This is a genomic window from Burkholderia sp. Bp8991 (assembly GCF_003853795.1).
Lineage (GTDB): Bacteria > Pseudomonadota > Gammaproteobacteria > Burkholderiales > Burkholderiaceae > Burkholderia.
The window spans coordinates 19,812-40,162 of record NZ_QTQJ01000020.1 but is presented as its reverse complement, the minus strand read 5'-3'; the positions used below and the strand labels follow the sequence as shown (position 1 = coordinate 40,162).

General features: G+C 68.1%; 18 protein-coding genes. 8 read left to right on the top strand and 10 right to left on the bottom strand.

All coding sequences use genetic code 11. The features are described 5' to 3' along the window. Positions 1 to 14 precede the first annotated feature (14 nt). Both DIE02_RS22365 and ftsH read right to left on the bottom strand, forming a co-directional pair. Positions 15 to 482, bottom strand: coding sequence for an OsmC family protein (locus DIE02_RS22365; RefSeq protein ID WP_044844593.1), 468 nt, complete (start codon positions 480 to 482; stop codon positions 15 to 17). A gap of 124 nt (positions 483 to 606) precedes the next feature. After that, positions 607 to 2,574 carry an ATP-dependent zinc metalloprotease FtsH gene (gene ftsH / locus DIE02_RS22360; protein WP_124484733.1) on the bottom strand — a complete coding sequence of 656 codons (1,968 nt, stop codon included), beginning with the start codon at positions 2,572 to 2,574 and terminating at the stop codon, positions 607 to 609. Positions 2,575 to 2,991: 417 nt separating this feature from the next. Here ftsH and DIE02_RS22355 point away from each other — a divergent pair, with 417 nt between their 5' ends. After that, complete coding sequence (locus tag DIE02_RS22355) at positions 2,992 to 4,656, top strand: acid phosphatase (protein WP_124484732.1); 1,665 nt, start codon at positions 2,992 to 2,994, stop codon at positions 4,654 to 4,656. A 158-nt stretch (positions 4,657 to 4,814) separates the two neighbouring features. Here DIE02_RS22355 and DIE02_RS22350 read toward each other — a convergent pair whose 3' ends face one another. Then, positions 4,815 to 6,311, bottom strand: a complete 1,497-nt coding sequence (locus DIE02_RS22350) for an FAD-dependent oxidoreductase (RefSeq protein WP_124484731.1) — start codon at positions 6,309 to 6,311, stop codon at positions 4,815 to 4,817. 302 nt (positions 6,312 to 6,613) lie between these two features. Continuing rightward, entirely contained in the window at positions 6,614 to 6,823 is a 210-nt protein-coding gene (locus DIE02_RS22345; protein WP_124484730.1) for a hypothetical protein, read from the bottom strand. A gap of 459 nt (positions 6,824 to 7,282) precedes the next feature. On the opposite strand from DIE02_RS22345, the gene DIE02_RS22340 reads away from it, so the two are divergent. The 5 genes from DIE02_RS22340 (at position 7,283) to DIE02_RS22320 (ending at position 11,220) form a co-directional block, all read left to right on the top strand. Further along, positions 7,283 to 7,699: a nuclear transport factor 2 family protein gene (locus tag DIE02_RS22340; protein ID WP_124484729.1), complete on the top strand. Its 417-nt coding sequence runs from the start codon at positions 7,283 to 7,285 to the stop codon at positions 7,697 to 7,699. A gap of 3 nt (positions 7,700 to 7,702) precedes the next feature. Further along, positions 7,703 to 8,560 carry an SDR family NAD(P)-dependent oxidoreductase gene (locus tag DIE02_RS22335; protein ID WP_124484728.1) on the top strand — a complete coding sequence of 286 codons (858 nt, stop codon included), beginning with the start codon at positions 7,703 to 7,705 and terminating at the stop codon, positions 8,558 to 8,560. A gap of 40 nt (positions 8,561 to 8,600) precedes the next feature. Next, entirely contained in the window at positions 8,601 to 9,359 is a 759-nt protein-coding gene (locus DIE02_RS22330; protein WP_014899307.1) for an SDR family oxidoreductase, read from the top strand. A gap of 40 nt (positions 9,360 to 9,399) precedes the next feature. After that, the gene (locus DIE02_RS22325; protein WP_124484727.1) at positions 9,400 to 10,236 is read left to right on the top strand and encodes an SDR family NAD(P)-dependent oxidoreductase; all 837 of its coding nucleotides are present in this window, start codon (positions 9,400 to 9,402) and stop codon (positions 10,234 to 10,236) included. Between the two features lie 78 nt (positions 10,237 to 10,314). After that, the gene (locus DIE02_RS22320; RefSeq protein WP_124484726.1) at positions 10,315 to 11,220 is read left to right on the top strand and encodes an NAD(P)-dependent oxidoreductase; all 906 of its coding nucleotides are present in this window, start codon (positions 10,315 to 10,317) and stop codon (positions 11,218 to 11,220) included. A 147-nt stretch (positions 11,221 to 11,367) separates the two neighbouring features. On the opposite strand, the gene DIE02_RS22315 is transcribed toward DIE02_RS22320, so the two are convergent. The 5 genes from DIE02_RS22315 to DIE02_RS22290 form a co-directional block, all read right to left on the bottom strand. Further along, a complete protein-coding gene (locus DIE02_RS22315; protein WP_124484725.1) occupies positions 11,368 to 13,233 on the bottom strand; it encodes a phosphoenolpyruvate carboxykinase (GTP) in 1,866 nt (621 codons plus the stop codon). A gap of 523 nt (positions 13,234 to 13,756) precedes the next feature. Further along, on the bottom strand, positions 13,757 to 14,533 hold the full coding sequence (locus DIE02_RS22305; RefSeq protein WP_124484724.1) for a glucose 1-dehydrogenase: 777 nt from the start codon (positions 14,531 to 14,533) through the stop codon (positions 13,757 to 13,759). 131 nt (positions 14,534 to 14,664) lie between these two features. Continuing rightward, positions 14,665 to 15,420 (bottom strand): SDR family NAD(P)-dependent oxidoreductase, encoded by a 756-nt coding sequence (locus DIE02_RS22300; protein WP_124484723.1) that lies wholly within the window; start codon positions 15,418 to 15,420, stop codon positions 14,665 to 14,667. Positions 15,421 to 15,429: 9 nt separating this feature from the next. Beyond that, complete coding sequence (locus tag DIE02_RS22295) at positions 15,430 to 16,296, bottom strand: SDR family NAD(P)-dependent oxidoreductase (RefSeq protein WP_124484722.1); 867 nt, start codon at positions 16,294 to 16,296, stop codon at positions 15,430 to 15,432. 57 nt (positions 16,297 to 16,353) lie between these two features. Beyond that, positions 16,354 to 16,854, bottom strand: a complete 501-nt coding sequence (locus DIE02_RS22290; RefSeq protein WP_124484721.1) for a nuclear transport factor 2 family protein — start codon at positions 16,852 to 16,854, stop codon at positions 16,354 to 16,356. Between the two features lie 210 nt (positions 16,855 to 17,064). On the opposite strand from DIE02_RS22290, the gene DIE02_RS22285 reads away from it, so the two are divergent. Continuing rightward, a complete protein-coding gene (locus DIE02_RS22285) occupies positions 17,065 to 17,586 on the top strand; it encodes a nuclear transport factor 2 family protein (protein WP_124484720.1) in 522 nt (173 codons plus the stop codon). A 51-nt stretch (positions 17,587 to 17,637) separates the two neighbouring features. Further along, positions 17,638 to 18,354: an EthD domain-containing protein gene (locus DIE02_RS22280; protein ID WP_124484719.1), complete on the top strand. Its 717-nt coding sequence runs from the start codon at positions 17,638 to 17,640 to the stop codon at positions 18,352 to 18,354. Between the two features lie 64 nt (positions 18,355 to 18,418). Here DIE02_RS22280 and DIE02_RS22275 read toward each other — a convergent pair whose 3' ends face one another. Then, on the bottom strand, positions 18,419 to 20,005 hold the full coding sequence (locus DIE02_RS22275) for an isocitrate lyase (RefSeq protein WP_044844609.1): 1,587 nt from the start codon (positions 20,003 to 20,005) through the stop codon (positions 18,419 to 18,421). Positions 20,006 to 20,351 lie beyond the last annotated feature (346 nt).

Sequence of the window (20,351 nt, the reverse complement as noted above, 5' to 3'; positions counted from 1 at the left end):
GGTCCTGCCCTCGCTTACACGCCGGTCGTCTCGCGGTCGAGCACCGCACCGTTCACGTCCTGCACCGCCACCGCGATCGGAATGCCTTCGCGCATGCTCTCGGTCACCACGCAATACGCATCGAACCGGTCGAGCATGCGCGTCGCCGCCGCGAGATCGGCCCATGCCTTGCCGACCGACAGCGTCACGGCCATCGCGCCGACGCGCACCCTGCCCGCATCGTTCTGCACCATGTCGACGTCGATATGCGCGGTGACCGGCTGCGGATCGACGCGCTGTTTCTCGAGCGCGAACAACAGGCTCGCCGCGAGGCAGCTCGCGACCGCCGCGGCCAGCAGCCGGACCGGGTTCGGGCCGCGGCCGGCACCGAGCGGCGGCGGCTCGTCGGTGAGCACCGGCGAAAGCTCGGTGCCGGCAAACGTGACTTCGAAACTGAAACGCGCATGCTGCGCGACATCCACCGATACGTGTGCCTCGCTCATGGCGACTCCATGACTCGAAAAAGGGAAAGAGAACGCCAGCGCAACGGCGTGCCGGCAAGTGCGAATTGCAGCGAAGGCGCGGCGCGATCATGGCCGCCCGCCGGCTGCGCGAGCGGTCCGCGCTTCAGCGTTCGGGTTCGCGCGGCGGCCCGTATGCGACGAAATCGCGCTCGATCGCCGACGCTTGCTCCGGCGCATTCGCACTCGTGCATGGCCCGCGATCGGTCAGGGAAGATTCGGCGACCGGCGCCTCGCGCCCGTCGATCAGCGCCTGCAACGCGTCGCGTTCGAGCACTTCGCGCTCGAGCAGCCGTCGCGCGATGCGCTCCAGCGCATCGCGGCGTTCGCCGAGCGTTGCCGCGACGCGCGCATGCGCGTCGGTCAACAGCGTATGCACCTCGTCGTCGATCATCCGTGCGGTGTGCTCGCTGCAGCGGCCCTCGCCCGCATGCCATGCGCCCGGGATGCCGGTGCGCGTTTCGCCGTCGTCGACGCTGACGAGCCCGATCTTCTCGCTCATCCCGTATTGCATGACCATGTGGCGCGCCATCGCGGTCGCGCGTTCGAGGTCGTTCTGCGCGCCCGTCGACACGTCGCCGAACACGAGTTCTTCCGCGACGCGCCCGCCGAGCAGTGCATCGATCCGATCGAGCAGCTCGCTGCGGCGCAGGACGTAGCGATCCTCCGTCGGCACCTGTTGCGTGTAGCCGAGCGCGGCCACGCCGCGCGGAATGATCGACACCTTCTTCACCGGATCGCAATGCGCGCGGCTTTCCGCGACGAGCGCATGGCCGGCTTCGTGATAGGCGATCGTCAGCTTCTCCTGCGCGTTCATCACGCGGCTCTTGCGCTCGAGGCCCGTCAGCGCGCGGTCGATCGCCTCGTCGAAGTCGTCCATCCCGATCGCCGGCTTGCCGAGTTCCGCCGCATGCAGCGCGGCTTCGTTGACGACGTTCGCGAGATCGGCGCCGACGAAGCCCGGCGTGCGCGACGCGAGTTCGCCGAGATCGACCTCGGCCGCGAGCTTCACGCGCTTCACGTGCACGCCGAGAATCTGGCGGCGGCCGTTCACGTCGGGCCGGTCGATCGCGATGTGACGGTCGAAGCGGCCCGGGCGCAGCAGCGCGGGATCGAGAATCTCCGGCCGGTTGGTCGCGGCCATGATGATCACGCCGGAGCCGGCCTGGAATCCGTCCATCTCGACGAGCAGCTGGTTGAGCGTCTGCTCGCGCTCGTCGTTGCCCGACATCGGACCGACGCCGCGCACCTTGCCGAGCGCGTCGAGCTCGTCGACGAACACGATGCACGGCGCCTTCTGCTGCGCCTGCTCGAACAGGTCGCGCACGCGCGCGGCGCCAACACCGACGAACATCTCGACGAACGCCGAGCCGCTGATCGAGAAGAACGGCACGGCCGCCTCGCCGGCCACCGCGCGCGCGAGCAGCGTCTTGCCGGTGCCGGGCGCGCCGACGACGAGCACGCCCTTCGGGATCTTGCCGCCGAGCCGCTGGTAGCGATCGGGGTTGCGCAGGAACGCGACGAGCTGCTGCAGCTCGGCCTTCGCTTCGTCGATGCCCGCGATGTCGTCGAACGTGATGCCGGTTTCCTGCTGCACGTACACGCGTGCGCGGCTCTTGCCCATCCCGGTGAAATCCTGCAGCCCGCCACGCTTGCGCAGCATCAGGTTCCAGATGAACACGAACGCGACGAGCGGCACCAGCCACGACGCGAGCGACGCGATCCAGCCGGTGTCGGACGCGCCGTGAAACCGGATGCCGGCGGCGGTCAGCGTGTCGATCAGCTGCGGGTCGGTCACGCGGTTGGTGCTGAAGCGCGGCGGCGTGCCGTCCGACTTCACGGCCGCGACTTCGGACGCCGGCAGCAGCGTGCCGGCCTGCGGCATCGTCAGCGTGCCCGTGATCGTCGCCGGTCCGATCTCGAGATCGTCGACGAGCCGCGCGGCGACGAGCCGGTGGAAGTCGCTGTACGCGATCATCGTCGACGCCGGACGCAGCATCAGCAACTGCGCGGCGAACAGCACGAAGAAGCCCGCCGCGATCAGCAATCCTGCGTAATCGAATTTCCTGTCCATGGCATCGGGCCGGCCGCGCGCGTCGACGCGCGCGCTTACGCGTGCACGCGCGCCCGGTCGGCGCGCGGCATCGCCGGCCACGCGCAAACGGAATGGATCCGCGCCATCGTCGCCTCGTTTCGTCGCATGAATGACACCGCGACGGCGCCGCCGGGCGCCGTTCGCGCGGGCAGCGCGCCGCAACGCGCCGCCCGTGATTCAAGTCTAGTTCGCGCGCGGACGTCGCGCATTGTCCGACAAACGCCTTTCATCGACGCCGCCGGCCGCGTTATAGTCGCGTTCGTGACATTTTAGTGACAGCCGGCGTCGCCCGCGCCCGGGCGCGACGCCGGCCGTTGCGTCCCGCCGCGCGTCGCGGCAGGCTGTGCGACGCTGCCGCGCATCGAACGACAACCGCCCATCCGAGGAGCACACGACGTGAACGACACCCCCGATCGCCCCGACGACCTTCCCGCCGATCCCGACCGCCGCCGCATGCTCGGCGGCCTCGCCGCGCTCGGCGCGGGCGTCGCGCTCGGCGGCTGCGAGACCACGCCGGGCAGCGCGCCGCGCTCGGCCGCCGACCTGCGGATCGACGACGCGCTGCGCCGGCAGGTGCGCCACATCGTCGTGATCTATGCGGAGAACCGCAGCTTCGCGAATCTGTACGGCGATTTCCCGGGCGTGCAATATCCGCTGAGCGAGGTGAAACCCGAGCACGCGCGGCAGCTCGATCGCGACGGCAAGACGCCGCTGCCGGTGCTGCCGAAGATCTGGGGCGGGCTCGTGCCGCAGGCGCAGGAAGTCGGCGGCCAGCGCTACGCGATCGCCGAGCGCGACATCGACAAGCTGCCGAACGCGCCGTTCCGGATCGCAGACGCGCAGGGCAAGCCGCTGCCGAACGGCGTGATCACGCGCGACCTGTGGCACCGCTTCTACCAGAACCAGATGCAGATCGCCGCGGGCCGCAACGACCAGTTCGCCGCGTGGGCCGATTCCGGCGGCCTCGTGATGGGCCATTACCGCAATTCCGCCGACACGCTGCGGCTGTGGAACCTCGCACGGCAATACACGCTGTGCGACAACTTCTTCATGGCGGCCTTCGGCGGGTCGTGGCTGAACCACATGTTCCTGATTTCCGCGCAGCCGCCGATGTATCCGGATGCGCACAAGCATCCGCATGCGGCGAAGCTGCTGTCGAAGGTCGACGGCGACGATCCGGCCGGCACGCGCCTGACGCTCGCCGCCGATTCGCCCGCGTCCGCGCTCGACGGCCCGCCGAAGTTCGCGGTCGACGGCCCGCTGACGCCCGATGGCTACGGCGTCAACACGATGGCGCCGCCGTATCAGCCGAGTTACGTGCCACCGGCCGATCCGGGCAACGCCGCGTATGCGGATCCGTCCGATCATCGCGTGATCCCGCCGCAAGGCCATGCGACGATCGGCGACCGCCTGTCGGAGAAGAACGTCGACTGGGCGTGGTACAGCGGCGCGTGGCAGTACGCGCTCGAGCACCGCGACACCGGCATGGTGCCGGATTTCCAGTACCACCATCAGCCGTTCAACTACTTCGCGAACTACGCGCCGGGCACCGACGCGCGCCGCAAGCACCTGCGCGATGCGGGCCTCGGCGACGAGCCGTCGACCAATCATTTCATCGCCGACATCGACGCGGGCCGCCTGCCGGCCGTCGCGTTCTACAAGCCGCAGGGCAACCTGAACATGCACGCGGGTTATGCGGACGTCGAATCCGGCGATCGCCACATCGCGCACGTGATCGAACGCATCCGGCGCGGCCCGCAGTGGGCGAACACGGTGATCGTGATGACGCACGACGAGAACGGCGGCTGGTGGGATCACGTCGCGCCGCCGGTCGGCGATCGCTGGGGCCCCGGCTCGCGGATTCCGGCGCTCGTGATCTCGCCGTTCGCGAAGAAGGGTTACGTCGACCACACGATGTACGACACGAACTCGATCCTGCGCTTCATCAGCCGCGTGCACGGGCTCGCGCCGCTCGACGGCGTCGCCGCGCGCGACAAGGCGTTCGCGGCGCGCGGCGCGACGCCGCCGGGCGACCTGACGAACGCGCTCGATCTCGGCTGACGAACGGCTGACGCCTCGCTGAAACGACGACGCCCCGGTGCAACGCGGTTGCCCGGGGCGTCGTGTTGTGCCGTGTGCGTTCTGCGTTCTGCGTTCTGCGTTCTGCGTTCTGCGATCCGCGATCCGCGATCCGCGATCCGTGCTCCACGCGGGCGACGCTACGCGACGCCGTGCAACGCGTCGCTCGCCGCACTTGCGGCATGACGACCTGCCTGCCGGCCGAAGAACGTCGCATCGGCCAGCGACAATCCCGAGCTGTACCCGGCGCCCCAGCGCGGCAGCCCGCAGGTCGTGCGGCCGGCCGCATAGAGGCCCGCCACCGGTGTGCGCGCCGCGTCGAGCACCTGCCCGGTCGGCAGCGTATCGAGCCCGCCCAGCGTGAAATGCGGGTAGAACGCGTAATCGATCCGGCAATCGAGCGCGACGAACGGCGGCTCGATCAGCGGCTGCAACCACTTCCTCGCCTTGTGGAACAGCGGATCGACGCCTTCGGCCGCGTGACGGTTGTAGACGTCGACGGTCGCCGTCAGCGTGCCGGCCGGCATCTGCAGGTCGCGCTCGACTTCGTCCCAGGTCTCGCCGGCCGCCGCGATGCTGATCCGCGCGATGTCCGGCGGCTCCTGGTAGGTCGCCTGGTCGACCAGCAGGTAGATCCGGTCGTCGGCCTGGTGGAACGCGTGGTGGCCCGTGCGGCCGTGATAGCCGTCCTCGTTGATGAAACGCTGCCCGCGCGCGTTCACGAAGATCCCGCGGATCAGCGATTCGGGCGCGTAGAACGGCAGGCTGACGAAACCCTGGTCCATGTGGATCGCGGCGCCGCCCGCGCTCTGGCCGAGCAGGATGCCCGAGCCGTCGTCTCCGGGGCTTCCGATCGGTTCGGCCGAGCGCAGGAACTGCGGCGCATGCCGGCGCACCATGTCGCGGTTCATCGCGAAGCCGCCCGCGCACAGGATCACCGCGCGGCGCGCCCGCACGAACGCCGTCTCGCCGTACGCCCGCAGCACGACGCCGCGCACCGCGCCGGCATCGTCGACGATCAGCGCCTGTGCGCGCGTGTCGTAGCGCGTCGACACGCCGAGCGCCTGCACGCGCTCGGCCAGCACGCGCATCAGCACCTGCCCGCCGCCCCAGCCCGGCCATTGCGGCGTGTGGCCGCGCGGGCAAGGCTTCGCGCTCTCGCTGAACGGCCAGGCCTCCTCGCTGCCCGACCAGATCAGGCAGTCGTCGGTTTCCGGCTCGACGATCCGCTCGGCGATGAACGTGTTCTTGTACGTGACGCCCTGCGCGACCAGCCAGTCGTGATGCGCGAGGCTCTCGTTCGCATAGAGGCGCACCTTCGCCTCGTCGGCGTCGCGGCCGCCCGCAAGCATCAGGTAGCGGTACAGGTCCTCGGTGTCGTCGCTGAAGCCGGCCTGCCGCTGCGCGGGCGTGCCGCCGCTGCCGCCGAGGTAGATCTCGCCGCCGGACAGCGCGCTCGTGCCGCCGTAGCTCGACGCGCGCTCGACGATCAGCGTGTCGGCGCCGGCGCTCGCGGCTTCGATCGCCGCGCACGCGCCAGCCGCGCCGAAGCCGACGATCACGACGTCGTGTTCGGCGTCCCAGCGATGGACGTCGCGGATATTCAGGGGGCGAGCGAGGGAATATTCGGATGACATGGAGGCAAGGGTCTGCGTGAAGGGATTCGGTGAAAAGCGGCGGTCGGGGCTCAGCGCGGCCGGCCCGGCAGGCCGGCACGTCGTCGATGCGAGCGATCGCAGGCACGCGAACGCCGCGTCGTCGACGGGGAAATCGAGCGGCAGCGGCGAGCCAAGCCGGGGGCATGCACACGCCGGACGAACTGCCGCGAGCGTGCCGCGCCGCGACACTGCGCTGCGCGAACGCCGTCCACCCGGTCGCCGTCGCATCGTGACGGCGTCAACGTGACATCGAGTCGGCGCGGCACGCGGCCGCGCCGTCGTCACATGCCGCGCAGTGCGGCGAAACCGAAGCGCGAAGGATCGATCGGCACGCAACCGGTCGGCAGGCCGTTCGCATCGAGCGAGCGGCATTGCAGGATGCCGGCCGCATACGGCGGCGCCGGGACCTGATCGGCGCCATATCGCGCCATCACCATCGCCGCGAACGCGCCCGTCGCCAATACGCACAGCTTGCGAGTCGTCAGTCTCATGATCGTGTCCCCTCCGGTTGGCCGCTATCGCGGTTCGTGTCCGGCGCACTGGCCTCGGGCAAACAGGCAACCGCACCGGATGACTGCACGGTAGCCAGCGCCGGCCCGCCGGCCATCGTCCATTTCGACTAGGGGCAAACGCGAAGCGGCCCTGGCGCGACGTGCGGCGCCGCAGCATCGCCGAGCGGTGGCAGCGGCGTCGCGATCGGAAAACCGCGTACCGCAGCCCGTCGTGACGGGGCGCGCGATCTTCGGGCGCATGCCATGCGTTCGCCGCTGCATCGCACCATCGGACGATGCGCGGCCGCCGCGCCGGTATTTTCCCTGATCGTGCCCCTGCTCCGTATGGATGATGAGGATCGCGCGGCCGGATGCGAACCTGCGGGTCGACGTCGCAATGCCGTCGCGTCAGCGCTCGCGGCGCGACCGAGTCTTTCCGTTCATTCACGGGAGTACCGCATGACCGAATCGAATCCCCGCCACGCGCTGTACGAACTCGCGTGCCGTTACGCGCAGGCCGTCGACCGGCGCGACTGGCCGCGCCTCGCCACCCTCTTCACCGCCGACGCCCAGCTCGACGGCCCCGGTTTCCGTTTCGACGACCGCGATGCGATCGTCGCCGGCATGCGCGTGATCGAGCGCTACGAAACCACCCAGCATCACGTGCACAACCAGCTCGCCACGCTCGACGGCGGTGAGGCCGACGTCGAGACCTACTGCCTCGCGTGCCACGTGTACGTGCGCGACGGCGTGAAGCGCAAGCTCGACTGGGGGCTGCGCTATCGCGACCGCTGCGTGCTCGACGGCGGCACGTGGCGCTTCGCCGCGCGCACGCTGCACGTCGACTGGTCGCAAGACCTGCCGCTGGAGGGCTGAACGATGCGCGCATCCCTTCCCCTCGCCGGCCGCACCGCGCTCGTCACGGGCGGCGCCGGCGGCATCGGCGCGGCCTGTGCGCACGCGCTTGCCGCCGATGGCGCGGCCGTCGTGCTGATGGGCCGCCGCCGCGATGCACTCGAACGCACGCAGCGGCACCTGACCGACACGCTGCCCGGCAGCCGCGTCGCGATCCACGCCGGCGACGCGTGCGACGACGGCGACCTGCAGGCGGCGCTGGATACCGCGTGGGCGCTCGACGGCCGGCTCGACATCGTCGTGCCGACCGTCGGCGGCGCCGGGTTCCGGCCGCTGCTGATGCACGACGCCGACAGCTTCCGCGCGGAAATCGAGCTGAACCTGAACAGCGCGTTCGCCGCGATCCGTCACGCGGCGCCACGGCTCGCCGACAGCGGCGGCGGCACGATCGTCTGTATCTCGTCGACGGCCGCGCAGATCAATTTCCGCTGGCTGACCGCGTACTGCACCGCGAAGGCCGCGCTTGAGGCGCTGGTGCGCGGGGCCGCCGAGGAACTGGCCGGCGCGAGGATCCGCGTGAACGCGGTGCGGCCGGGCCTCACGCGCTCGGAGGCCACCGCGCCGATGTTCGACAACCGGGCGCTCGTCGACAGCTTCCTCGACCAGATTCCGCTCGGCTCACTCGGCGAGCCGGAAGCGATCGCGCACGCGGTGCGCTATCTCGCGGGCCCCGAGTCGGGCTGGGTCACCGGCCAGAGCTTCGCGGTCGACGGCGGCCACGAGCTGCGCGCCAACCCGCGCGTCGACGCCACCATCGCGCAGATCTACGGCGCGGCCGCGCTCGACGCGGTCAGGGCCGGCCGTGCGCCGGGCGCCGCATGAGCGCCCGCCTTCTTTCAACGTCACAGGAAATCGACCGGACATGAATCGAGTCGCAAACAAGGTCGCGCTGATCACCGGCGCGGCGAGCGGGGTCGGCCGCGCGGATGCGCTGCTGCTCGCCGCCGAAGGCGCGCGCGTGGTCCTCACCGACATCGACGAGGACGCGGGCCGCGCACTCGCGCGCGAGATCGGCGACACCGCGCTCTTCGTCCATCAGGACATCGCCGACGAAGACGGCTGGCGGCACGCGATCGCGTCGACGCTCGAGCGCTTCGGCCGCCTCGACGTGCTCGTCAACAACGCGGCGATCTGCCCGGTCGGATCGATCGAGGACACGAGCCTCGACACCTGGCGACGCGTGCTGCGCGTCAACGCGGACGGCTACTTTCTCGGCTGCAAGTATGCGATCGGCGCGATGAAGCACAACGACACGCCGGGCTCGATCGTGATGATGTCGTCGGTCGCCGCGCTCGGCGGCCTGCCGATGATGTGCGCGTACACCGGCTCGAAAGGCGCGGTAACGGCGCTCGCGCGCAGCGTCGCCGTGCACTGCAAGCGCAGCGGCTACCGGATCCGCTGCAACTCGATCCATCCGGACGGCATCTGGACACCGATGACGCAGGCGCTGATGCCCGGCCTCGATCCGGCCGAGCTCGGCATCGGCAACGATCCGATGGCACGCATGTGCGATCCGCAGGACGTCGCGAATCTCGTGCTGTTCCTCGCATCCGACGAATCGCGCTTCGTGAACGGCGCGGAGCTGCGGATCGACAACGCGCAACTGGTTGCGTCGCTGTGATGCGGCGCGTGGCTTTTCCGTTCGAAGGAGTAGCGTTCCGATGATTTCCTTTTCCGGCAAGACCGTGCTGGTCACCGGCGGCGGCGCGGGCATCGGCCGCGCATGCGCGCAAGCGTTCGGCGCGGCGGGCGCGCGGGTCGTGGTGGCCGAGGTCGATCCCGCCCGCGCGCAGGACGTGCGTCAGGCACTCGAAGCCGCGGGCGTCGACGCGCTGGTCGGCACCGTGGACGTCACACGCCGCGACGAGGTCAACGCGTTCGCGCGGACGATCGACGCCCGCTTCGGCGGGCTCGACGTGCTCGTCAACAACGTCGGCGATTTCCTGCAGATCGCGAAACCGTTCGACGACCATACCGACGACGACATCGCGCGGCTGTTCGACGTGAACCTGCGCCAGGTGTTCGTCGTCACGCGCGCGATGCTGCCGTTGCTGCGCAAGCGCGGCGCGGGCAGCAGCATCGTCGGCGTGTCGTCGATCGAGGGCTTTCGCGCGATTCCGAACTGCACCGTGTACGCGTCGTTCAAGGCCGCGCTGACCGGCTTCACGAAAAGCCTCGCGCTCGAACTCGGGCCGGCCGGCATCCGCGTGAACCAGATCGCGCCGGAGACCACCGAGACGCCGCAGGTGCCGGTCAACGCGATGGTCGCGCCCGAGCATCGCGCGCACGTCCCGCGCTGGATTCCGCTCGGGCGCTTCGGTGTGGCCGGCGACATCGCGGGCGCCGCGCTGTTCCTCGCGAGCCCGCTCGCCGCATGGGTCACCGGCACGACGCTGCACGTCGACGGCGGCGCACTCGCGGCGGCCGGCTGGTATCGCGATCCGAACGGATTCTGGACCAACATGCCGGTCGTCAGCGGCAACGGCTTCAATTTCTGAGCGACGTTCCGCACGGATTCGTCCGTTCAATCATCGGTTCAATTCAAGCGGCGCAGCGGCGCCGCCACCGGAGACACCATGAAAATCCTGATCATCGGCGGTACCGGCCTCATCGGCGGCCACGCCGCATTGCATCTGCGCGCGCAAGGCAACGACGTGACGCTCGCCGCGCGCAAGCCGCCCGCGCCGGGCAGCGCGCTCGCGCAATTCGACGTGCTGCTGCGCGACTACGTGGCCGGCAACTTCACGCGCGACGATCTCGCGCCATTCGACGCGGTCGTGTTCGCGGCCGGCAACGACATTCGCCACCTGCCGCCCGGCACCGACGAAGCCGCGCACTGGGAACGCGCGAACGTCGACGCGGTGCCGCGCTTCTTCTCGCTCGCGCGCGACGCGGGCGTAAAGCGCGCGGTGCTGGTCGGCAGCTTCTATCCGCAGGTCGCGCCGACGCTCGTCGACACGGTGCCGTACGTGCGCTCGCGCCACCTCGCCGACGAACGCGTGCGCGCGCTCGCGTCGCCGTCGTTCGCGGTGTGCAGCGTGAACGCGCCGTTCGTGGTCGGGTCGGTGCCGGGGCTGCGCAACGAGATGTTCGCCGCGTACACGGGTTATGCGCAGGGCAAGCTCGCGGGGCTGCCGGTGTACGGGCCGGCCGGCGGCAGCAACTTCATCTCGACACAATCGCTGTCGGAAGCGATCTGGGGCGCGCTGCAACGCGGCGAATCCGGCAAGGCCTATCTCGTCGGCGACGAGAACCTGAGCTTCGCCGACTACTTCGCTGCATTCTTTCGCGCGGCCGGCAATCCGCAGCCGGTGCCGTCGCTCGACCAGGAGCATCCGCTGCTGCCGGACATCGCGATCTATACGGGGCGCGGCAACGTCGTGGCGTACGAGCCGGACCCGGCCGATATCGCGCTGCTGCGCTACCGGCGCGGCGACGTGCAGCGCGCGGTGAATGAGGTGGTTGCGCAGTGCGGCGCGTAAGCGCACGGCCGGCGTTGCACGCGCGACGCTGAAACGAAGCAGAAACGAAAACGTCCCGCCACCGGCGATGCATGCCGGCGGCGGGACGTTCGTGCCGCAACGGCGTTACGTCGTTACGTCGTTACTGCGTGACTTCGACTCGCATCGTCAGCCGCCGATACGCTGTTCGATGTTCTTCATCGTCTCGGTCAACTCCGCCGGCAGACGCAGCTTCAGCGTGTCGAACAGCGCCGCATGCAGCTTCAGTTCCTCGCGCCATTCGCCTGCATTCATCGACGTGACCGCCTCGAACTGCTCGCGCGTGAAGTCGAGCCCGTCCCAGTGCAGGTCGTCATACGCCGGCGACACGCCGAACGCATGTTCGCCGCCGCCGCCGTTGCCCTCGAGGCGATCGAGCATCCACTTCAGCACGCGCATGTTCTCGCCGAAGCCCGGCCACACGAACTTGCCGTTCGCGTCCTTGCGGAACCAGTTCACGCAGTAGATCTTCGGCAGTTTCGCGCCCGCGCCTTCGAGCTGCTTGCCGAGCTTCAGCCAGTGCGCGAAATAATCGCTCATGTTGTAGCCACAGAACGGCAGCATCGCGAACGGGTCGCGGCGCACCACACCCTGCTGGCCGGCCGCGGCGGCGGTCGTCTCGGAGCCCATCGTCGCGGCCATGTACACGCCTTCGACCCAGTCGCGCGCCTCGGTCACGAGCGGCACGGTCGTCGAACGACGACCGCCGAAGATGAACGCGTCGATCGGCACGCCGGCCGGGTTCTCCCAGTCCGCGTCGATCGACGGGCATTGCGATGCCGGCGCCGTGAAGCGCGAGTTCGGATGCGCGGCCTTGCGGCCCGTTTCCTTGCCGATCTCCGGCGTCCACGGGTTGCCCTGCCAGTCCGTCAGCTTCGCGGGCGGCGTGTCGGTCAGGCCTTCCCACCACACGTCGCCGTCCTCCGTCAGCGCGACGTTCGTGAAGATCACGTTCTCCTTCAGCGTCGAGATCGCATTCGGGTTGGTCTTCACGCCGGTGCCCGGCGCGACGCCGAAGAAGCCGGCTTCCGGGTTGATCGCATACAGGCGCCCGTCGCGGCCGGGCTTCAGCCACGCGATGTCGTCGCCGATCGTCGTGACCTTCCAGCCGTCGAAGCCCTGCGGCGGGATCAGCATCGCGAAGTTGGTCTTGCCGCACGCGGACGGGAACGCGGCCGCGACGTGATACTTCTTGCCGGCCGGCGACGTCACGCCGAGGATCAGCATGTGTTCGGCGAGCCAGCCCTGGTCGCGGCCCATCGTTGACGCGATGCGCAGCGCGAAGCACTTCTTGCCGAGCAGCGCGTTGCCGCCGTAGCCGGAGCCGAAGCTCCAGATTTCACGCGTATCGGGGAAATGCACGATGTACTTGACCGGGTTGCACGGCCACGGCACGTCATTCTGGCCCGCTTCGAGCGGATGCCCGACGCTGTGCACGCACGGCACGAATTCGCCGTCCTCGCCGAGCACGTCATACACCTCGCGGCCCATGCGCGTCATGATCCGCATGTTCACGGCCACGTACGGGCTGTCGGACAGCTCGACGCCGACGTGCGCGATCGGCGAACCGAGCGGGCCCATCGAGAACGGCACGACGTACAGCGTGCGGCCGCGCATCGCGCCGCGGAACAGGCCGTTCAGCGTCTCGCGCATTTCTTCCGGCGCGATCCAGTTGTTGGTCGGGCCGACGTCGTCAGGCGATTCGGTGCAGATGAAGGTGCGGTCCTCGACGCGCGCGACGTCGGACGGATCGGACTGCGCGAGATACGAGTTCGGGCGCTTCGCCGGGTTCAGGCGCGTGAGCGTGCCCTGGTCGACCATCGCCTGGCACAGCGCGTCGTTCTCTTCCTGCGAGCCGTCGCACCAGACGACACGCTCGGGCTCCGTCAGCGCCGCGATGCGCGATACCCAGTCGATCAGCTTGCGATGTTTGACGTATGCCGGGGGAGCGATCAGCGGGCCGTGCGTCGCTTCGGCCAAAGAGTTTTGCGACATGGGAATGTCTCCAGATTATTGGGCGAGGATGGGGGATGCGGGGCGAGCCCGCGAGATGAGGAATGCGGTCGGAGCGCAGGTTGAAGCGACGCGCAAGGCGGGACGCGCGAGCGGAGCGCGTGTCGATGCCGCGATGCGGGCGAGAGAATGTGATGTCTCGTATGAGTGTGCGAACGCGAGTTTCGCCATGCAAGCAACCTGCCGTACAACTCCATATCGGCCAGCATACCATCGCCGTTATTGGGCTGGCGTTGCGTTGCAACAAGAAACAACTGTGTCGACGCGCCGGCACGCAGCTTGCCGGCAGGTCCTTTTTTTGCGCCGCCGCGTGCGCTTTGGGGACGAAACGGCTGGAACGTCCGTCCGGCAAGGGTTTCGCAAAAACGCAAAATCGGCGCGACACGTTCGCATGCGATGCACCCGAACCGTCGCCGTCCGAATTCACGTTTTCGCTACTCAGGCAAACCCTGAATTAGGTTGCGTACACAAACATCCGTCGCCCACGCGTTGTGTACGCTACCGCTCAAAACGGCGCGCCGGGCAATCCGGGGTAATACGCGCCCGCCGCCATCCCGCCGTCGACCGACAGCTCGGCGCCGTTGCAGTACGACGCTTCGTCGCTCGCGAGAAACAGCGTCGCGCGCGCGATTTCCTCAGGCAAGCCGACACGCTGCAGCGGCACGTGCGTGTAGTGCTTGTTGACTTCGTCGAGCGGCGCGCCGGTCGGGTTCGACATCGCGGTGTTCACGCCACCGGGATGGATCGAATTCACGCGCACGCCCTGGTGGCCGAGTTCGAGCGCCGCCACCTTCGTCAGCCCGCGCACACCCCATTTGCTCGAGACGTAGGCGGCCAGCGCATTCACGCCGCGCAGCCCGTCCACCGACGAAATGTTGACGATCGACCCGCGCTTTTGCGCGATCATGCGCGGCGCGATCGTATGGATGCCGACGAACGTGCCGACCAGATTGATCGACACCGCACGCTCGAAATCGCGTTTCGACAACTCGGTGATCGCGCCGAACATCAGCACCGCCGCGTTGTTGACGAGCACGTCGATGCGGCCGAACTGCTCGACGGTCGCGTCGGCCACGCGTTGCCAGTTTGCTTCGTCGGCCACGTCGAGCCGCATGAAGCGCGCGGCGTCGCCGAGCTCGCGCGCGAGCGCCTCGCCTTCCGCGTCGAGCACGTCGGCGATCACGACGCGCGCGCCCTCTTCGACGAACAGCCTGCACGTCGCCGCGCCCATTCCGCGCGCGCCGCCCGTGACGATCGCTACCTTTCCTTCCAGTCGACTCATGTCGTTCTCTCTTCGATGCGTTTCGATTTCAGTTCCGGTTCCGGTTCCGTTTGCTGGCCGCCACGCCCGGCTGCACGCCGGTGCGCGGCCGATCACGAGCTGACGACGACGCGGCGATCCCGCGCCAGCCGTCAGCCCCAGTACGCCTGCCCGCCGTCGAGCGGCAGCGTCGCGCCCGTCAGGTAGGCCGCATCGCGGCTCGCGAGAAACACGATCGCGCGCCCGATGTCCTGCTCGCAGTCGCCGACGCGGCCGAGCGGGATCGTGCGGAAGAACGCGGCGGCCTCGTCCGGGTTCGCGTCGACCCAGCCCTTCAGCCCCGGCGACAGCGCATGCGGCGCGACCGCGTTCACGCGGATGCCGTCGGCGCCCCATTCGCATGCCGCCGCACGCGTGAGCGCACGAATCGCTTCCTTGGTTGCCGCATAGGCGCCGTAACCCGACGTGTCCCAGCGCACCGCGGCCGACGATGCGAAATTGACGATCACGCCATCGCCCTTCAGATGCGGATGACACGCGCGCATCATCCGCAGCGTGGCGATCGGCCCCGATTCGAGGCCCGCGAGAAAATCCGCGTCGGTCACGTCGAGCAGGCGGCCGAGCGGTACGACCTGCGCGTTGTTGATCAGGATCTGCACGCCGCGAAAACGCTCGACCACGGCGTCGACGCACTGCGCGATCTGCGCGGCGTCCATCACGTCGCACACGAACGGCACCGCGACCCCGCCGCGTGCGCGAATCGCATCGCACGTCGCGACCAGCTTGTCGCGCGTGCGGCCGACCACGGCCACCTGCGCGCCTTCGGCTGCGAGCGCGTGCGCGACACCTTGCCCGACGCCCTGCCCCGCGCCCGTCACGAGCGCGACCTTGCCCTTGAGCATGCCCATGCGCGCTCCTTAAGCGACAATTGCCGGATGCGCCTGCACGGGGCCGCCGAGCAGTTCGCGATACGACGGCGGCTGTTTGCCGTCGAGATCAGAAATGCCGTATTGCAGCGCGGCTTCCGCGCCGACCAGCACCTGCCCGGACAGCGCCATGCGCTGCGGATCGGCATGGATCGCATGAATCACGCGGCCGGTGAATTCGGGGCTTTCGGCGACGAGCGAGAATTCCTTGTAGAGGTCCGGATGCTCGTCCCACACGCGCGTCGTGCGCTCGGTGCGCAGCGGCCCCATCCAGATCGACACGGCCGCGACGTCGAACGGCTTCAGGTCGACCGCCATGTCCTTCGCGAACTTGTCGACGCCGGATTTCTGCGCGCCGTACGCGGCGCCGTGCATGTAGCAGCTCGCGCCGAACGACGACGTGAACGCGATCAGCCCGCTGCGGCGCTTCGCCATCAGCGGCGCGGCATGCCAGCTCGCGACATAGGCCGAACGCAGCCCGACGTCGAGGATGTTCACGAGGTCCAGCGGCTTCTCCCAGAACGGGCCCGGCAGGATCAGCTGGTCGTGCAGGTACGTCGCGTTGTTGACGAGGATGTCGAGCCGCCCGCTTTCCCGTTCGACACGCTCGAACAGCGCCTTCACCTGCGCGTCGTCCGCGTGGTCGCACGCGACCGCGATCCCGCGGCCGCCGAGCGCGTCGATCTCGCGCGCGGTCTCGTGGATCGTGCCGGGCAGCGGCGCATCGCCTTCGTTCTGCGAGCGGCCCGTCACGTAGACGGTCATGCCGGCCGCACCGAGCGCGCGCGCGATGCCCTTGCCTGCGCCGCGCGACGCGCCCGTCACGACGGCGACCGGCGCCTCGTGGTTCTGTGTCATGTTCGATGTCTCCTGGGGGAATGTTCTCGACCGGCGCTGGGAGCGCGCGTCGTTTCGTTATGCGGCAGGCGGCTGCGCGCCGGCGAACAGCACGCCAGGCGCATCGCCGTCGTAGCGGGCCGACAGCGTCGACGTGACGACGCAGCGCGTGGCCGCGATCTTCCATTCGCCGTCGACCTTCCGGTATTCGTCGTCGTAGGTCGCGCCCAGCTGCGTGAGCGTGCGCGCATCGGTGTCGAGCATCTGGTAATGCAGGCCCCACGTGCCGCGCGCATGCGTGTCGTCGAGCACGGTGATGTGCGGATTCACGCCGTGGTGCATCTCGACGATGTGCGGGTGGCAGCCGAGCCGCTCGAACACGTCGACGAGCGCGTCGCGATGCTCGAACGTGCCGATCCGGCCATAGTCGATGTGCACGGTGCCGGGCGCGAAACAGTCGCGCATCCCTTGCGGATCCTTCCGGTCGCAGCACGTGAAGTAGCGGGCCTTCAGCTGGCGGATAGCGTCGGCGTCCTCGAGCCTGCGCACGCGCACTTCCATTCGTTCGATCGGGGTCATGCCGTCTCCTTGGTCTCGTGTGCGCGGATCGAAGCCGCGTCGACGCCACGTTACAGCCGCACGAATGGCCGGCCATCACCTGTTTGGATGAACCTCGATGGTCCGTGGCGGCGGAGATGCACGCGGCCGTCGCGGCGTTCGTCCGAACAGACGATGTGACATGAGTGGCTTCGTTCCTAAGATCGGACGACACCACCACGAGACACGACGATGGACGAGACGACCCGCACGCTCTACGAGTACGAGCAGATCCGCCAGCTGAAGTACCGGTATTTCCGCGCGATCGACACGCACGACTGGGCGTTGCTCGAACAATGCGTGACCGGGGATTGCGAGGTGCGCCTGCAAGGCGGCCGCTATGCGTACGACGGCCGCGACGCGTTCGTGTCGAGCCTGCGTGCGCTGATCGGCAAGCCGACCTTCCTGACGATGCATCACGGCCATCATCCCGAGCTCACGCTGGTGTCCGCCGGTCACGCGTGCGGCGTGTGGTTTCTCGAGGATCACGCGATCAATCTCGAGGATGACTACCTGGTGCACGGCACCGCGTTCTACGACGACCAGTACGTGAAGCACGACGGTGTGTGGCGCATTCACGCGACGCGTCACGAGCGCCTGTTCGAAACCGTCACGTCGCCGATTCCGCCGTCGTTCACGCTGACCGCGAACCGCTTCGCGCCGCACGCGCACGACGCAACGCGCCCGGCCGATTCGGCCGCCGGCGCTTCCTGAAACCCGGCGGCAGCGCCGCCGATCCCGTCATTCCCCCCTGGAGCCGGAGCAATGGAGAAAGTCATTTACGTGTTGTGGCGCGACGCGCAGGCCGCGCCCGAGCCGTGGAGCCGCAGCGTGCGCGCGCAGCTCGCCGACAAGCTGCTGTCGCTCGGCGCGCACGGCGTGCAGGTGAACGTCGCCGACGCCGACGTCGCGCCGGCCGCCGGCCTCAAGCAGACCAACACGCACCCGGGCATCGACGGCATCGTCGCGGTATGGATCGACAGTGCGAACCCGATGTTCCGCCAGCCGTTCGACGACGCGGTGCGCGCGGGCGTCCCGCACATGGCCGCGTATCTGGTCACCGAATCGCAGCCGATTCCGAACACGCGCTTTCCCGCGCGGCCCGGCGAGCGCACCAGCGGCTTCTCGCAGCTCGCGTTCCTGAAGCGCCCGCCGCGCCTCACGCACGAAGCGTGGCTCGATGTGTGGCACGGCCATCACACGCGCGTCGCGATCGATACTCAGGATAACTTTCTGTACGTGCAGAACGTGGTCGTGCGCGCGCTCACGCATGCGGCGCCCGGCTACGACGCGATCGTCGAGGAGTGCTTCCCGGCCGCGGCGATGACCGATCCGTACGCGTTCTTCGATGCGGTCGGCGACGAGGAGAAATTCCAGCGCAACGTCGCGGAGATGATGGACAGCTGCGGACGCTTCATCGATTTCGACAAGATCGACGTGGTGCCGACGAGCCAGTACGTCGTGAAGGCGGTGCGCGGATAAAACGCGGATAAAAAAAACGCCAACCCGTCATGGACGGGTTGGCGTCGTGCCGCGGGTATGACGATTACGAGAACTGGTTCATCGTGTTGTCCTTGCCCGCCGCCTTCAGCGCTGCTTCGCCGCTGAAGTATTCCTTGTGGTCGTCGCCGATATCCGAGCCGGACATGTTCTGGTGCTTGACGCACGCGATGCCCTGGCGGATTTCCTTGCGCTGCACGCCGGCCACGTAACCGAGCATGCCCTGGTCGCCGAAGTATTCCTTCGCGAGGTTGTCGGTCGACAGCGCGGCCGTGTGATACGTCGGCAGCGTGATCAGGTGATGGAAGATGCCGGCTTCGCGCGATGCATCGGCCTGGAACGTGCGGATCTTCTCGTCGGCGAGCTTGGCCAGTTCGGTCTCGTCGTACTCGACGCTCATCAGCTGCGCGCGGTCGTATGCCGACACGTCCTTGCCCGCGGCCTTCAGCGCGTCATATGCCTGCTGACGGAAGTTCAGCGTCCAGTTGAACGACGGGCTGTTGTTGTACACCAGCTTCGCGTTCGGGATGACCTTGCGGATTTCGCTGACCATGCCGCCGATCTGCGCGATGTGCGGCTTTTCGGTTTCGATCCACAGCAGGTCGGCGCCGTTCTGCAGCGACGTGATGCAGTCGAGCACGCAGCGTGCTTCGCCCGTGCCGGCGCGGAACTGGAACAGGTTGCTCGGCAGGCGCTTCGGACGCAGCAGCTTGCCGTCGCGCTTGATGACGACGTCACCGTTGCCCAGCTGGTCGGCCGACAGTTCCTCGCAGTCGAGGAACGCGTTGTATTGGTCGCCCAGGTCGCCCGGCGCGTTGGTCACGGCGATCTGCTTGGTCAGGCCGGCGCCGAGCGAGTCGGTACGGGCGACGATGATGCCGTCGTCCACGCCCAGTTCCAGGAACGCGTAGCGGATCGCGCGGATCTTCGCGAGGAAGTCCTCGTGCGGCACCGTGACCTTGCCGTCCTGGTGGCCGCACTGCTTCTCGTCGGACACCTGGTTCTCGATCTGGATGCAGCACGCGCCCGCTTCGATGAACTGCTTGGCCAGCAGGTAGGTCGCTTCCGCGTTGCCGAAACCGGCGTCGATGTCGGCGATGATCGGCACGACGTGCGTCACGTGGTTGTCGATCTTTTCCTGGATCGCGGCCTTGGCAGCGGCGTCCTTGGCGGCGTCCAGCTCGCGGAACAGGCCGCCGAGTTCACGTGCATCGGCCTGGCGCAGGAACGTGTACAGCTCGCGGATCAGCGCGCTGACCGAGGTCTTTTCGTGCATCGACTGGTCCGGCAGCGGGCCGAACTCCGAGCGCAGCGCGGCGACCATCCAGCCCGACAGGTACAGGTAACGGCGTTCGGTGCTGTTGAAGTGCTTCTTGATGGAGATCATCTTCTGCTGGCCGATGAAGCCGTGCCAGCAACCCAGCGACTGCGTGTACTTGGCCGGGTCGGCGTCGTACGCGGCCATGTCGGCGCGCATGATCTTCGCGGTGTACTTCGCGATGTCGAGCCCCGTCTTGAACTTGTTCTGGGCACGCATGCGGGCCGCATACTCGGGGCTGATGGCGTTCCACGCGCTGCCGTGGTTTTCCTTCAAGCCAGCCACTGCCTTGATGTCGTCTTGATATTGGGACATGTCAATCTCCTGGGAACGAAGCGCATTTGAGTAAAGGGTTCAGCGTGCCCGCTCCGTGTGACGAAGCGAACTGCATGGACTCAATGGTAACGCCGCGCGGCGCACTGTCGAGCAACTCTTATATAAGACATAAGATATAAATTCTGCTTGTTTTTCAATGAGATAAGCGACGCGTTTTGCGATGCAAAACAGGTTTTCAAGCGGCGGGAAGATGACACGGCCGGAATTCGGCGCACATTCCGCGATATGAAACGGCCTTTCGGCAGTTGGTGGGAGGACAGGCGCGGCGATTCATGTTTCGCGCTTTTGCCACCAACATGACAAAACGTCTATACTTGGACAATCC